This is a genomic window from Aquincola tertiaricarbonis (assembly GCF_023573145.1).
Classification (GTDB): Bacteria; Pseudomonadota; Gammaproteobacteria; order Burkholderiales; family Burkholderiaceae_C; genus Aquincola; species Aquincola tertiaricarbonis_B.
In genome coordinates this window covers 1,871,418-1,886,181 of record NZ_CP097635.1, presented here as the reverse complement: position 1 = coordinate 1,886,181, position 14,764 = coordinate 1,871,418, and the positions used below count along the sequence as shown (strand labels likewise).

11 protein-coding genes and 1 CRISPR repeat array (1 of these 12 running past the window's edge) are annotated in these 14,764 nt (G+C 68.5%); of the genes, 8 read left to right on the top strand and 3 right to left on the bottom strand.

The features are described 5' to 3' along the window. Nucleotides 1–4,258: a CRISPR direct-repeat array (repeat unit 37 nt; unit sequence GCCGCTGACCACTTCGGTGGTCAGCGTGGGTTGAAAC); it reaches 679 nt to the left of the window's first position. A gap of 396 nt (nucleotides 4,259–4,654) precedes the next feature. Further along, complete coding sequence (locus MW290_RS08705; protein WP_250194279.1) at nucleotides 4,655–4,978, top strand: hypothetical protein; 324 nt, start codon at nucleotides 4,655–4,657, stop codon at nucleotides 4,976–4,978. Between the two features lie 11 nt (nucleotides 4,979–4,989). After that, nucleotides 4,990–5,421: an SMU1112c/YaeR family gloxylase I-like metalloprotein gene (gene gloA2, locus MW290_RS08700; RefSeq protein WP_250194278.1), complete on the top strand. Its 432-nt coding sequence runs from the start codon at nucleotides 4,990–4,992 to the stop codon at nucleotides 5,419–5,421. Here gloA2 and MW290_RS08695 read toward each other — a convergent pair. Together MW290_RS08695 and MW290_RS08690 are read right to left on the bottom strand one after the other, a co-directional pair. Continuing rightward, complete coding sequence (locus tag MW290_RS08695) at nucleotides 5,397–6,008, bottom strand: PEP-CTERM sorting domain-containing protein (protein WP_250194277.1); 612 nt, start codon at nucleotides 6,006–6,008, stop codon at nucleotides 5,397–5,399. The two genes, gloA2 and MW290_RS08695, sit on opposite strands and share 25 nt — an antisense overlap. An 87-nt stretch (nucleotides 6,009–6,095) precedes the next feature. Then, nucleotides 6,096–6,998, bottom strand: a complete 903-nt coding sequence (locus MW290_RS08690; RefSeq protein WP_250194276.1) for a LysR substrate-binding domain-containing protein — start codon at nucleotides 6,996–6,998, stop codon at nucleotides 6,096–6,098. Nucleotides 6,999–7,151: 153 nt separating this feature from the next. On the opposite strand from MW290_RS08690, the gene MW290_RS08685 reads away from it, so the two are divergent. Together MW290_RS08685 and add are read left to right on the top strand one after the other, a co-directional pair. Next, entirely contained in the window at nucleotides 7,152–8,165 is a 1,014-nt protein-coding gene (locus MW290_RS08685) for a Bug family tripartite tricarboxylate transporter substrate binding protein (RefSeq protein ID WP_250194275.1), read from the top strand. Next, entirely contained in the window at nucleotides 8,162–9,223 is a 1,062-nt protein-coding gene (add, locus tag MW290_RS08680; RefSeq protein ID WP_250194274.1) for an adenosine deaminase, read from the top strand. The genes MW290_RS08685 and add overlap by 4 nt, the downstream gene beginning before the upstream one ends. A gap of 112 nt (nucleotides 9,224–9,335) precedes the next feature. Here add and fliE read toward each other — a convergent pair whose 3' ends face one another. Continuing rightward, entirely contained in the window at nucleotides 9,336–9,659 is a 324-nt protein-coding gene (gene fliE, locus MW290_RS08675) for a flagellar hook-basal body complex protein FliE (RefSeq protein WP_250194273.1), read from the bottom strand. 176 nt (nucleotides 9,660–9,835) lie between these two features. Between fliE and fliF the strand changes: the two genes are divergently transcribed. From fliF to fliI, 4 genes are read left to right on the top strand one after another with little or no spacing between them, the layout of a single operon-like run. Next, on the top strand, nucleotides 9,836–11,551 hold the full coding sequence (fliF, locus tag MW290_RS08670; RefSeq protein WP_250194272.1) for a flagellar basal-body MS-ring/collar protein FliF: 1,716 nt from the start codon (nucleotides 9,836–9,838) through the stop codon (nucleotides 11,549–11,551). Between the two features lie 25 nt (nucleotides 11,552–11,576). Then, entirely contained in the window at nucleotides 11,577–12,581 is a 1,005-nt protein-coding gene (fliG, locus tag MW290_RS08665; RefSeq protein ID WP_250194271.1) for a flagellar motor switch protein FliG, read from the top strand. Continuing rightward, nucleotides 12,565–13,344 (top strand): FliH/SctL family protein, encoded by a 780-nt coding sequence (locus MW290_RS08660; protein WP_250194270.1) that lies wholly within the window; start codon nucleotides 12,565–12,567, stop codon nucleotides 13,342–13,344. Before fliG ends, MW290_RS08660 begins: the two co-directional genes overlap by 17 nt. After that, the gene (gene fliI / locus MW290_RS08655) at nucleotides 13,341–14,762 is read left to right on the top strand and encodes a flagellar protein export ATPase FliI (protein WP_250194269.1); all 1,422 of its coding nucleotides are present in this window, start codon (nucleotides 13,341–13,343) and stop codon (nucleotides 14,760–14,762) included. The genes MW290_RS08660 and fliI overlap by 4 nt, the downstream gene beginning before the upstream one ends. Nucleotides 14,763–14,764: the final 2 nt, after the last annotated feature.

The following is a 14,764-nucleotide window of genomic DNA, read 5'->3' as shown; positions in this document are numbered from 1 at the left end:
CATCAATGAAGACCTCGACCGCGACCGCCGCTGACCACTTCGGTGGTCAGCGTGGGTTGAAACACCGACGCCGCCAACAACTACCTGGACAACAGCGCCGCTGACCACTTCGGTGGTCAGCGTGGGTTGAAACCTGCGCCACTGCATTGACCGGGCATTCGCTGCCGCCGCTGACCACTTCGGTGGTCAGCGTGGGTTGAAACAACCGGTGACGTATGGCATTCGACGTTGAAGGCGGCCGCTGACCACTTCGGTGGTCAGCGTGGGTTGAAACTTCCCGGCGACGGTGGGGCAGGGCACGCTGAAGCGCCGCTGACCACTTCGGTGGTCAGCGTGGGTTGAAACATGGACGGAAGCGGCTGGACAGTCAGCACCGGCAGCCGCTGACCACTTCGGTGGTCAGCGTGGGTTGAAACGTTCGCACGCTCGACATCAATGTCACGGCCGGCGGCCGCTGACCACTTCGGTGGTCAGCGTGGGTTGAAACATCGACTACGAGATCACCACCGACGGCGTGCTGCTGCCGCTGACCACTTCGGTGGTCAGCGTGGGTTGAAACCTGTACGTCGCGCCCTCCATGCCGTGGATCAACCGCCGCTGACCACTTCGGTGGTCAGCGTGGGTTGAAACCAGATCAACCAGGCGTATTCCGGTGCGGCCGGCGGCCGCTGACCACTTCGGTGGTCAGCGTGGGTTGAAACCGTGACAACTTCTGGGGCGACGTGGCGGGCCTGCGCCGCTGACCACTTCGGTGGTCAGCGTGGGTTGAAACTTCCTTGCTGCGTCGGATGGCGACGGTTGCAACTGCCGCTGACCACTTCGGTGGTCAGCGTGGGTTGAAACTTGACCAGGATGACCAGGCGGTGGCCGGCGAAGGGCCGCTGACCACTTCGGTGGTCAGCGTGGGTTGAAACATTTGTCTAGCTCCTTCAGAGCGGTTAGGGGTCGGCCGCTGACCACTTCGGTGGTCAGCGTGGGTTGAAACGGCCCTGGCCGAGCGTGACCCCGACGGCATGCTGCGCCGCTGACCACTTCGGTGGTCAGCGTGGGTTGAAACAAGATGCTGGGGTCGTTCGGGTTGAAGGCGCCGCGCCGCTGACCACTTCGGTGGTCAGCGTGGGTTGAAACACCGGCAACCTGGGCGCGAGCCTGGGCAAGAGCCTGCCGCTGACCACTTCGGTGGTCAGCGTGGGTTGAAACCTTGTCCATCACGCACTCCTTTCGCTGTCGTCACGCCGCTGACCACTTCGGTGGTCAGCGTGGGTTGAAACATCTTCGCTTCCTAAGCAGCCCGACAGGGCAATCCATGCCGCTGACCACTTCGGTGGTCAGCGTGGGTTGAAACCAGCACGGTCAGCTGCGCACGCATAGCCAGCCACGCCGCTGACCACTTCGGTGGTCAGCGTGGGTTGAAACCTGGGTGGCTGCCCGCTACATGGAGCGCCGGATTGGCCGCTGACCACTTCGGTGGTCAGCGTGGGTTGAAACAGCAGGCGGTTGATGCTCACGCCCTTGCCGCTGGCCGCTGACCACTTCGGTGGTCAGCGTGGGTTGAAACACGAAGGCTGTGCGTAAGCGCGCGAAGCTACGGCGCCGCTGACCACTTCGGTGGTCAGCGTGGGTTGAAACACGAGCAGCGGCGACTCCAGCGTGATGCCAGCGCCGCCGCTGACCACTTCGGTGGTCAGCGTGGGTTGAAACATGCGCGGGTGCCCCCGGCGTTGATGTAGGCGGGCCGCTGACCACTTCGGTGGTCAGCGTGGGTTGAAACGACTCCACAGGCACCGGCGCGCCGATGCTCTTTGGCCGCTGACCACTTCGGTGGTCAGCGTGGGTTGAAACGATGTAGCCGGCATCGCGGCCGATCAGGCAGTAGCGCCGCTGACCACTTCGGTGGTCAGCGTGGGTTGAAACCGGCGACGGTGCTCGTAACGGTCATGCGAGAGCGCCGCTGACCACTTCGGTGGTCAGCGTGGGTTGAAACGGCGCGCAGGACGCCGGCACGGTCATCGCGCCAGCCGCTGACCACTTCGGTGGTCAGCGTGGGTTGAAACATGAACGCCCACGGCATGATTGCCGAGTCGATGATGCCGCTGACCACTTCGGTGGTCAGCGTGGGTTGAAACGTGCGTCTCCGCAGGGAAGGAATCCGTCTCGACGCCGCTGACCACTTCGGTGGTCAGCGTGGGTTGAAACGCGGCCACCAGTGCGCCAGCGGGCGGTGGCCTGGCCGCTGACCACTTCGGTGGTCAGCGTGGGTTGAAACAGTTGGCGACCGCCGTTGCGCTTGGGCGCCGGCCGCCGCTGACCACTTCGGTGGTCAGCGTGGGTTGAAACTGGCGGCTGTTCATCAACGGCGAGCTGCGCAAAGGCCGCTGACCACTTCGGTGGTCAGCGTGGGTTGAAACAGCAGCGCGACCATCTACGCCGGCACCATCAAGGGCCGCTGACCACTTCGGTGGTCAGCGTGGGTTGAAACGATCATGGGCCCGCCCAGCTCGATGCTCGGCAGGGCCGCTGACCACTTCGGTGGTCAGCGTGGGTTGAAACCAGGTGCCAGCCGGCAGGCTGCTGCTGTCGATCGGCCGCTGACCACTTCGGTGGTCAGCGTGGGTTGAAACGTTCCGCCGAGCGAAACCCGCACGATCACCGGCGCCGCTGACCACTTCGGTGGTCAGCGTGGGTTGAAACAGCAACGGTGGCAGCAGCTCCTGCCTTGGTGGCGCCGCTGACCACTTCGGTGGTCAGCGTGGGTTGAAACGTGTGGGTGCTTGCTGGCCCACGGTTTGCAATGACGCCGCTGACCACTTCGGTGGTCAGCGTGGGTTGAAACGGGTTCAGTGGCCGCGCGAGCCGCATGCATCGACGCGCCGCTGACCACTTCGGTGGTCAGCGTGGGTTGAAACGCCACCGAGCGCATCCCGGTGGGCCGCCTGTTCGGCGCCGCTGACCACTTCGGTGGTCAGCGTGGGTTGAAACTCCAAGTCGTTCGTGCCGCAGCGCCCGCGCGCCGTGGCCGCTGACCACTTCGGTGGTCAGCGTGGGTTGAAACAGGAAGAAGGCCAATCGACAGGAGAAGCGCAATGGCCGCTGACCACTTCGGTGGTCAGCGTGGGTTGAAACTACTGGCAGCCAGGCGACGGCCTGCCCGACCGCGGCCGCTGACCACTTCGGTGGTCAGCGTGGGTTGAAACTGCGAGGCCTACACGGTCAACGGTGCCGGCGGTGGCCGCTGACCACTTCGGTGGTCAGCGTGGGTTGAAACATGAACGCCCACGGCATGATTGCCGAGTCGATGAGCCGCTGACCACTTCGGTGGTCAGCGTGGGTTGAAACACTCGCGCCACCGGCTGCTGCTCACTGAGCCACGCCGCTGACCACTTCGGTGGTCAGCGTGGGTTGAAACGTGCCGGGCTCGCCCATGGCCCACCTGATGGGCTGCCGCTGACCACTTCGGTGGTCAGCGTGGGTTGAAACAGCAAGACCTGGGACATGGCGGCGCGCGTGCGCAAGCCGCTGACCACTTCGGTGGTCAGCGTGGGTTGAAACGGCCGATGCTGGTCCGACCAGCAGCTACAGGCCATGCCGCTGACCACTTCGGTGGTCAGCGTGGGTTGAAACCCATTCGCAGTTTGATGACGCCGCCTGCGCGGCTGGCCGCTGACCACTTCGGTGGTCAGCGTGGGTTGAAACCCATTCGCAGTTTGATGACGCCGCCTGCGCGGCTGGCCGCTGACCACTTCGGTGGTCAGCGTGGGTTGAAACATCGTGCGGCTGGCGCCCTTGGCCACAAGCTGGGCGCCGCTGACCACTTCGGTGGTCAGCGTGGGTTGAAACCAGAAGCGCATGCGCGCGGCCCTGGCGGTCTTCGCCGCTGACCACTTCGGTGGTCAGCGTGGGTTGAAACCACACGGTGGCGCGCAACGTCAGCAGCGCCGTGGCCGCTGACCACTTCGGTGGTCAGCGTGGGTTGAAACATCCAGCAGGGCTCGCAGCTGTCGGGCGTGTACGCCGCTGACCACTTCGGTGGTCAGCGTGGGTTGAAACGGGTTGTCCGTGCGGTGGTACGTGATGTGCCCGGCCGCTGACCACTTCGGTGGTCGGCGTGGGTTGAAACACGTCGGGCGAGCTGACGCCGCGGCTGTATGGCCGCCGCTGACCACTTCGGTGGTCGGCGTGGGTTGAAACGGTGAGGTGCTCACTGAGATACCGCCGCGGGTGGCCGCTGACCACTTCGGCTGTCGGCGTGGGTTGAAACCAACAGGTCGGCGGCGCGCCAGTCTCGGTGTGGCAGCCGCTGGCTACTTCGCGCGAGCGGGATGGGCCCATGAGCGGTGACGTCCTATCAACCCGCGCGATCGCCCCGCCCGACCGGTGAGTTGTCTGTTTATGTCCCCTGGCAGACCACCCCGAGCCCCCCATGCCCATCCCCTTACCCCACGCCACCAACCCATCACCCCCATCGAGCCCGACTCCCGCGAGCACATGGACGAGCCCATCGACAACATGGCAGCGGGTGGCCTGCTGCGCTGTCGGCGCAAGGCCGACCAGGCCACGCGCAAGCGCCGCTGACGCGGGCGTTGCCGCAGCCGCGGTATCGTGGCGGCCTTCGCGGCCCTGCGCCGCGCCCTCCTCCCCGCCACAAGGATTTTTCATGGGACAAGCCCGCCTGCGCGGCACCACCGAGCAACGCAAGGCCGCCGCCATCGACCGGCAGCTGGCGCTGCGGCCCAAGTTCATCACCTGCAACAACTGCCAGGCGCAGCTCACCGACATGTCGCCGATGGACATCGCGGGGCTGGACGGCATTCAGGCCGCGTTCACCGCGCATTGCCCGGCCTGCGGCCACGACACCTACGCCATCAAGGGCGAGCGTGAGGCCGTGGCCCGGCTGCACATGGCCATTGAAGACAACGTGGGCGCCGAGGCCAAGGCCGGTGTGGTGCCCGCGGCCAACCGGCCCGACCCCGCGGCCTGACGCAGCCCGTGATGAGCACCGCGCACGCAACTCAGTTGCCGGGCCTGCCGCTGCGCCGCATCCACCATGCGGCCATCATCTGCGCCGACTACGCGCGCTCCAAGCACTTCTATACCCAGGTGCTGGGCCTGGCCGTGGTGGCCGAGCATTACCGCGAGGCGCGCCGCTCCTGGAAGCTGGACCTGGCGCTGCCCGATGGCTCGCAGGTGGAGCTGTTCTCGTTTCCGGGGGCGCCGCCGCGGCCTTCGTACCCCGAGGCCCAGGGCCTGCGGCACCTGGCCTTCGAGGTGGACGACGTGGACCGCTGCAAGGCCCTGCTGGAAGCCCATGGCGTGGCCGTGGAACCGGTGCGGGTGGACGAGTACACCGGCCGCCGCTTCGTGTTCTTTGCCGACCCGGACGACCTGCCGCTGGAACTCTACGAAGCGCCGCCCCGGGCCTGACGCAGCCGCCAGCCCAGCAGCAGCGCCCCCGCCGCCAGCAGTGCGGCCGAAGCCGGCTCGGGCACGCTGCTGACGACGAAGGAGATGCCGCCCAGGTTGTCGGGCAGGTAGTAGTCGGCCGAGACAAAGCCCACGCGGGTGGCCGAGTCCAGCCGCAGCCGGAAAGCGGGCGTGGCCAGCCAGGCGTCGATGGCCTGCTGCTCGCTGTCGTAGGCGCAGAAGTGGTTCTTGCAGGTGGGCTCGGGCACGGTGGTGGCGTCCAGCAGCACCTGGTAGCGGCCATTGCCCAGGTCGGCGCCCGCCACGAAGTGGTTGCCCCAGCTGCCGCCCACGGTGGACTGGAAGTTCCATCCGCCGAAGGTGGCACCGGCGGTGCGGCCGACCACGGTGGGCGTGAGCAGGTAGTCGCCTGCCGCCAGATCCAGCGTCACCGCATTGGTGAACGTGAGCACGGTGCCCGCGGCCACCGGGTAGCTGACGGCTTCCACGGTGCCGGCACCACCGTCCGCCCCCGGCACGTTCACCACGGTGGCAGCCTGCGCGGTGCCCGCCACGGCGGCCAGGGCCGCGATCCACATTGCCTTCATGTGCCTTCTCCCCGGTCAGATGCACTGCGGCCCATCGTAGTCACGCACCGGTGGGCGCCCTACCCCTAGAGACAGGCCCGGCCACCCCTAGATGGACCGCAGCCGCAAGGTCAGCTGCTCGCGCAGCCAGCGCGCCGCCGGCTCCAGGTGGGTGCGTTCGTGCCACACCAGGTACGAGACGATGGACCCGATCTCGGTCGGCATCGGCACGCACACCAGGCCATGGTCGGCGGCCATGCGCTGCGCATGCCGCAGCCCGGTGGTAAAGACCATGCCGGTGCGCGCGACCATGGCGGGCACCAGGCTCAGGTACTGGGTGCGGATGGCCACCTCGTGCCGCACACCGGCCGCGGCCAGCAGCACGTCCACCGCGGCACCCGCACCCCGGGCCCGCTCCAGCGCCGAGATGTGCCGCGCCTGCCCGTAGACGGCCAGGTCCATGCCTGCCGCCAGCGCATGGTCGGGCCGGACCACCGCCGCCAGCGGATCGGACAGCAGGCGCGATGAGCGCAGCACGCCCGGGATGTCCATGCGGCTGGTGATGGCCACGTCCAGCTCGCCATCACACATGCGGCGCACGAAGTCGTTCTTGTCGGCGATGCCCTGGATGACGAACGACGACGCCGGTGAGGCCAGCACCAGTTCGCCGACCAGATCGGCGAAGCGTTCCACGGGCAGGAAGTCGTAGCAGGCGATGGTGAACTGGCGCTGCATCTGCGCCGGCAGAAAGCCCTGGTGCGGCGACAGCTGGGCCAGCTCGGCCAGTACACGGTCGACGACGGGGCGCAGCACTTCGGCCCGGGGGGTGAGCTGCATCTGGTTGCCCACGCGCACCAGCAGCTGGTCGCCCGTGAGGCGGCGCAGCACGCCGAGCTTGCGGCTCATGGCCGGCTGCTGCTGGCCCAGCCTCACGGCGGCGCCCGAAACGCTGACGGTGTTGAGCAAAGCCTGCAAAGCGCGCAGCAGGCTCACATCCAATTCTTCCAGCATGTGATGCCATTCCTATCGACTGATACCGTTTGTGCGACTTCGCAGCGATTGTGACGGCTGCAAGTGGCGCCTGCCGCATGGCCCCATGCTGCGCCAGCCATGGGTGCCTGCGCTTGTGCTGCCTAGACTTTTTGAAACATTTGCAGGCAAAGCATGATCAAACTGAAAGCAGTCTCCCGCCGCGCCGCCGCGGGCCTTCTGGTGGGCACGCTGGCGCTGGGCACCCATGGCGCTGGCGCGCAGCCGGCCACCCCGGCTGAAGCCTGGCCCTCACGGCCGGTGACGCTGGTGGTGCCCTATGCCGCCGGCTCCAACCCCGACGTGCTGGGCCGCTACCTGGCCACCGAGCTGGCGCAGCGGCTCAAGGGCAACTTCATCGTGGACAACGTGTCGGGCGCCGGCGGCGCCATCGGCACCGCGCGGGCAGCCGCGGCCAAGCCGGATGGCTACACCTTCGTGCTGGGCGTGGAAAGCACCATCCTGCTGGCGCCGCTGGTGCGGCCCACCACCACCCGCTACGACGGGCTGAGGGACCTGAGCCCGGTGGTGCGGGTGGGCACGGCGCCGCTGGTGCTGGTGGGCAAGCCGGAGTTGCCGGCCCGCAACCTGGCCGAGCTGCTGGCGCTGATCCGCGCAAAGCCCGATGGCTTCAGCTACGGCACCTCGGGCATCGGCACCTCGCTGCACCTGGCGGGCGAGCTGTTCATGCAGTCGGCCGGGGTGAGCATGCAGCACATCCCGTATGCGGTGAGCACCCAGATCATGACCGACCTGCAGGGCAACCAGCTGGACCTGGCGGTGCTGCCGGCCGGCTCGGTGCTGCAGCACCTGCGTGCCGGCAAGCTCAAGGCTTATGCGGTGACCACGGCCAGCCGCTCACCGCTGCTGCCCGACGTACCGACCGCGGCCGAGCAACCCGGGGTGAAGCCGCTGGACGTCTCGGTGTGGTTCGGCGTGTTTGCGCCGGCCGGGGCGCCGGCGCCGGTGATGGCGCAGATGCAGCAGGCCTTGATGGCCGCCTTGTCCACCGAAGACGCGCGCAGGCGCCTGCAGGAGCTGGGCATCGAGGCGGCGCCCGCGCCGGCAGATGCCTTCGCGCGTTTCCTGGTGACCAACCGCGACCAGTTCGCGCGGTTGATCACCGCCAAGAAGATCAACCTCGAATGAACGCGCCCCCGCTGTTGGCCGATGCGGCCTTTTGCGCGGCGCTGCCGAAGGCCGAGCTGCACCTGCACATCGAAGGCACGCTGACGCCCGCCCAGAAGCTGGCGCTGGCCCGGCGCAACCGACATGCGATGGCGTCGATGACGCTGGAGCAGATCGAGCAGACGCACCACTTCGGCGGCAGCGGCAGCCCCGAGGTGGACCTGAAGCAGATGCTGGATTGCTACTACGGTGGCATCGAGCTGCTGTCCACGCGCAGCGACTTCTTCGACACCGCGCTGGCCTACCTGGACCAGTGCCACCGAGAGGGTGTGCGCTACGCGGAGATCTCGTTCGACCCGCAGGCCCATACCTCACGCGGGGTGCCGATGGCCGACGTGGTGGTGGGCCTGTACGAAGCGCTGCAGTACGGCCGCGCCACCTGGGGCGTGCAGGCGCAGCTGATCCTCTGCATCAACCGCGACCGCAGCGTGGACAGTGCGCTGGCCACGCTGGACGAAGCCGCGCCCTACCGCGAATGCGGCTGGATCGTCGGCCTGGGCCTGGACTCGAACGAGGCGGGCAACCCGCCGTCGAAGTTCGTCGAGGTGTACCGCCGGGCGCGTGAGCAGGGCTACAGGCTGACGGCCCACTGCGACGTGGACCAGGTGGACTCGGTCAAGCACATCTGGCAGTGCATCGAGCTGCTGGGGGTGGAGCGCATCGACCACGGCATCAACTGCCTGGAAGACCCCGACCTGATCGAGCAGCTGCGCCAGCGCGGCACCTGCCTGACGGCCTGCCCCACCTGGCGCCTGCGCGACCCGCAGCCGCGGCGGGTGGAGCGCATACGCGCCATGCTGCAGCACGGCCTGCGCGTGACCATCAACTCCGACGACCCCGGCCTGCTGGCCAGTGGCACGTTGGGCCGCATGCTGCCCCGAGTGGCCGCCCACGGCCGCTTCACCCGGGCCGAGATGGCGCAGTTCTGCCGCAACGCCTTCCAGGGTGCCTGGATAGACGGCCCCACGCAGGCGGCCTACCTGCGGCAGATCGACTTTCTGAAGCCGGCGTGCGTGTAACGAAGCCCACGAGCGCAGCGAGCTTGGGGGCAACCACCCGCCCGCCGGGCCGCCCCAAGGGCGGGTGCGCCCCCTTGGGGGGCAGCGAGCAGCGCGAGCTTGGGGGCCAACATCACACCTGCATGTTCATGATTTCCGAGTAGGCCTGTACCAGACGGCCGCGCACCGTCAGCGCGGCCTGGAAGCCGATCTGCGACTTCTGCATCGCCACCATGGTCTGCTCCAGGCTCACGGTGGGGTTGTCCAGCTGCACCTCGCGCTGCAGGCGCTGGGCCTCCTGCTGCTGGGCGCTCACGGCCTTCAGGGCGCGGGTCATCTCGGTCTGGAAGCTGCCGCCCTCGGCCGTCTTGGGCGTGCGCAGCGGCTGACCGTCGGTGCGCAGGCCGGCGCGGGCCGTGGCCTGGGCAAAGTCGAAGGGCTTGAGCTTGAGTTCCATGGCGGGTGTCTCGGGCGGCGTTCCTGGCAGACCTGGGGGGACCTTGCCATGGCAGCGAATGTAGGGTCGCCCGCCGCGCTACGGTGGTGCGAACTGACGCCGGTTTGCTGGACTGTTCCTCCTATAGCCGGGCGGGCTGGCGCCGAACAATGGCGCCACGCTCGAACCGCCCTTGCATGGACACCGCCCTCGCCCCCCTGCCCAACCAGGCCCTGACCCCCGCCACCCCCGATGGCACACCGGCGCCCGTGGCGGTGCCGGCCACCACGCTGGGTCGGCTGATGGCCATGCCCACCAAGTCGAAGGTGATGCTGGGCGTGGCCGCGGCCGGTCTGGTGGCGGTGATGGTGGCGCTGCTGCTGTGGAACAAGCCCGACGACTACAAGGTGCTGTTCGCCAACCTGAGCGAAAAGGACGGCGGCGCCGTGGTGGCGCAGCTGGCGCAGATGAACGTGCCCTACCGCTACACCGAAGGCGGCAACGCCATCCTGGTGCCGGCCGACAAGGTGCACGACATCCGCCTGAAGCTGGCCACCGCCGGCCTGCCCAAGGGCTCGGTCGTCGGCTTCGAGCTGATGGACAACGCCCGCTTCGGGCAGACGCAGTTCCAGGAACGCCTCACCTTCCAGCGCGGGCTGGAAGGTGAACTCACCCGCTCCATCCTGGCGCTGGGCTCGGTGGAAAACGCCCGCGTGCACCTGGCGCTGCCCAACCAGAACGGCTTTTTCCGCGAACAGCAGAAGCCCTCGGCCTCCATCCTGCTGACGCTGCACCCCGGCCGCACGCTGGACCGCTCGCAGATCGCGGGCATCGTGCACCTGGTGTCTTCTTCGGTGCCTGAGCTGAACCCCAAGGCCGTGAGCGTGCTGGACCAGACCGGCGCGCTGCTGTCCGATTCGCCCGATGGCAGCGGCCAAAGCCTGGACGAGCAGCAGCTCAAGCGCATCCAGCAGATCGAGGCGATCTACCTCAAGCGCGTGACCGACATCCTGGAGCCGGTGGTGGGCCGCGACAACCTGCGCGCCAACGTCACCGCCGACCTGGACTTCTCGCAGAGCGAATCCACCTCGGAGCAGTTCCGCCCCAACCAGGGCCCCAATGCGGCGGCCGCGGTGCGCAGCCAGCAAAGCCTGGAATCGAATGCCGGCACGCCGGCCATGCCCAGCGGCGTGCCCGGCGCGGCCACCAACCAGCCGCCGGTGCCGGCCACCGCGCCCATCAACGGCGCCTCGCAGCCGATGCAGGGCGCGCAGGCAGGCGCCAGCGCCGGCAACCAGCTGCGCCGCGAGAACGTGACCAACTACGAAGTGGACAAGACGGTGCAGGTGACGCGCGGCGCCACCGGCACCATCAAGCGGCTGACCGCGGCCGTGGTGGTGAACCACCGCACCGGCACCGACCCCAAGGGCAAGCCCACCTCGGTGCCGCTGACGCAGGAGGAGCTGGACAAGCTCACCCAGCTGGTGCAAGAGAGCATCGGCTTCAACAAGGAGCGTGGCGACTCGGTCAAGCTGATCAACGCCCCCTTCCGCGTGGAGCCGCCCAAGGAAGAGGACGAGCTGCCGCTGTGGAAGCAGCAGGAAGTGCGTGACCTGATGAAGACCGCGGCGGTGCCGCTGTCGCTGGCCCTGGTGGCGCTGATCATCGTGTTCGGCCTGGTGCGCCCGGCGCTCAAGGCGGCCCGGCCGCCCGAGCCCGAGCCGGAGGAAGCGACCGCGCAGCTCGATGCCGTGGCCGACGATCCGCTGGCCCTGCCCGGCAGCGAGGAGCTGGTGGCGCTGGAAGCACCCAAGTCGATCGAGAAGCTGGAGCAGGCCCGCCAGCTGGCCCGCGAGAACCCGCTGGTGGTGGCCAACATCGTGCGCGGCTGGATGAGCGGCGAAGCCGCCTGACCGGCCCAGGAAGGACAAGCCAGACATGGCCAAGGAAGAAGACACCGGCGCCGAAGACGCGGCCATCCTCCTGATGTCGCTGGGCGAGGAGGACGCCGCCGAGGTGTTCAAGCATCTGTCGCCCAAGGAGGTGCAGAAGCTGGGCGAGACCATCGCCAAGATGAAGACGGTGCCGCGCGACCGGCTGGAAGCGGTGCTCACCCGCTTCACCGAGAACGCCACCAACGAGCAGATGCTGGTGCCCGACAACGACGAATACGTCAAGGCGGTGCTGCGCAAGGCGCTGGGCGAAGACCGCGCCAACCTGCTGATCGACCGCATCCTGCAGGGCGGCGACACCAGCGGCATCGAGAGCCTGAAGTGGATGGACGCGCTGAGCGTGGCCGAGCTGCTGCGCAACGAGCACCCGCAGATCGTGGCCGCCATCCTGGTGCACCTGGACTTCGACCAGGCCAGCTCGGTGCTCAAGTGCTTCACCGAACGGCAACGCAACGAGGTGCTGATCCGCATCGCCACGCTGGACGGCATCCAGCCTTCGGCGATGAAGGACCTGAACGAGGTGATGAGCAAGGTGCTGGCCGGCGGCGAGCGTGCACGCAAGGCCAACCTGGGCGGCATCAAGGCCGCGGCCGAGATCATCAACATGCTGGGCTCCGCGGTGGAAACCTCGGCGCTGGACTACATCCGCGAGTCGGACAACGACCTGGCCCAGAAGATCATGGACAACATGTTCACCTTCGACGACCTCGACAAGGTGGACGACAAGGGCATCCAGACCGTGCTCAAGGAAGTGCAGAGCGAGTCGCTGGTCATCGCGCTCAAGGGCGCCTCGGCCGAGCTGCGCGAGAAGATCTTCCGCAACATGTCCAGCCGCGCCGCCGAAACGCTGCGCGAAGACCTGGAAGGCCGCGGCCCGGTGCGGCTGTCGGAAGTGGAAGCCGAGCAGAAGGAAATGCTGAAGATCGTGCGCCGACTGGCGGACGAAGGCCAGATCGTGCTGGGAGGCGCAGGCGATGACGACTTCGTCTAAGGACGACGCGCCCAAGCCCCCGGCCGGTGGCAACCGGCCCGCTTCCAGCTACGCGCGCTTCATCCCGCGCGAAGAGCTGCAGGGCTTTGCCGCCTGGCGGCCCGACAGCTTCGGCAGCGGCTTCGACGAGATTCCGGCCAGCCTGCGGCGCGCGCCCGAGCCGCCGCCGGCCCCGCCGCCGCCCGAGCCGATGCCCGAGCCCGCACCCGCCGCGCCGGCCGGCCCCACGATGCAAGAGCTGCAGGCTGCCGTGGCCGAAGCCCGCCAGGGTGGCTACCAGGACGGCTACCGCGACGGCCTGGTGGCGCTGGAAGGCTTCAAGCAGAGCTTTGCGCAGCAGACCATGGCCCAGGTGGGCCAGCTGGTGAACGCCTTCCAGGCGCAGCTGGATGCGCTGGAACAGCAACTGGCCGCCACCGTGGCCGCCACCGCCACCCAGCTGGCGCGCCAGGTGGTGCGCGCCGAGGTGAGCACCCGGCCCGAGCTGGTGGCCCGCGTGGCCGAGGAGGCGGTGAACGCGGTGCTGCTGTCGGCCCGCCACATCCGCGTGTTCGTGAACCCCGACGACCTGAGCATCGTGGCCAGCGGCGCGGCCGAAGCGCTGGAAGCCCGCGGCGCGCGGCTGATGCCTTCTTCGCAGGTGCTGCGCGGCGGCTGCCTGATCGAATCGGACGTCGGCCGCATCGACGCCCGCATCGACAGCCGCTGGGCGCAGGCCGCCGCGGTGCTGGGGCAGGACGTGCCCTACGAGGGCGAAGCATGACGGCCCCGGTGATGAACCGCGCGGAGATGAGCCGCGCCGAGAAGTGGCAGCGCTTCCAGACCGACCTGCAGGCCTTTGCCGCCGCCCCGCTGCCGCTGGACAGCGAAGGCGTGCTGGTGCGCGTGACCGGCCTGGTGCTGGAAGCGGCCGGCGTGCGCGCGCCGGTGGGCGCGGTGTGTGAAGTGCGCATGGACGGCCAGCCGCCGGTGCTGGCCGAGGTGGTCGGCTTCAACGGCGACCGCGCCTTTCTGATGCCCACCGGCGAGCTGCACGGCCTGGCCAGCGGCGCCCGCGTGGTGCCGCGTGCCGCCCCGCGCGTGCCGCCGCGCCTGGGCGTGGAAAACCGCCCCTGGCGACGCAGCGAAGACCGCGGCCTGCACCTGCCGATGGGCGACGGCCTGCTGGGCCGCGTGGTGGATTCGCACGGCCAGCCGATGGACCGCCGCGGCCCGCTGCAAGGCGTGGACACCGAGCCGCTGGTGCGCCGCCCGATCAATGCGATGGACCGCGACCCGGTGCGCCAGCCGCTGGACACCGGCGTGCGCGCCATCAACGCCATGCTCACCGTGGGCCGTGGCCAGCGCCTGGGCCTGTTCGCGGGCACCGGCGTGGGCAAGTCGGTGCTGCTGGGCATGATGGCCCGCTACACCCAGGCCGACGTGATCGTGGTGGGCCTGATCGGCGAGCGGGGCCGCGAAGTCAAGGAGTTCATCGAGGACATCCTGGGCGAAGAAGGCATCCGCCGCTCGGTGGTGGTGGCCGCGCCGGCCGACGCGCCGCCGCTGGTGCGCATGCAGGGCGCCAGCTATGCCACCGCGATTGCCGAGCACTTCCGCGACCGCGGCCAGCATGTGCTGCTGCTGATGGACAGCCTGACCCGCTACGCGATGGCGCAGCGCGAGATCGCGCTGGCCATCGGCGAGCCGCCGGCCACCAAGGGCTACCCGCCCAGCTGCTTTGCCAAGCTGCCGCAGCTGGTGGAACGGTCGGGCAACGGCCTCAATGGCGTGGGCAGCATCACCGCCTTTTACACCGTGCTGAGCGAAGGCGACGACCAGCAGGATCCGATCGCCGACGCGGCGCGCGGCATCCTGGACGGGCACATCGTGCTCAGCCGCGAGCTGGCCGAGGCGGGGCACTACCCGGCCATCGACGTGGAGAAATCCATCTCGCGGGTGATGACCTCGGTGGCCACCAAGGACCACATCGACGCCGCCCGCCGCGGCCGCCAGCTGCTGGCCAAGTACAACAAGGCGCGCGACCTGATCCAGCTGGGCGCCTATGCCCCCGGCCACGACCATGAGCTGGACCTGGCGGTGCGCTGCCATCCGGCGATGGTGTCGCTGCTGCAGCAGGGCATGCACGAGCAGGCCACGCTGGAAGCCAGCCGCCGCCAATTGGCCCAACTGGGGGGATGACG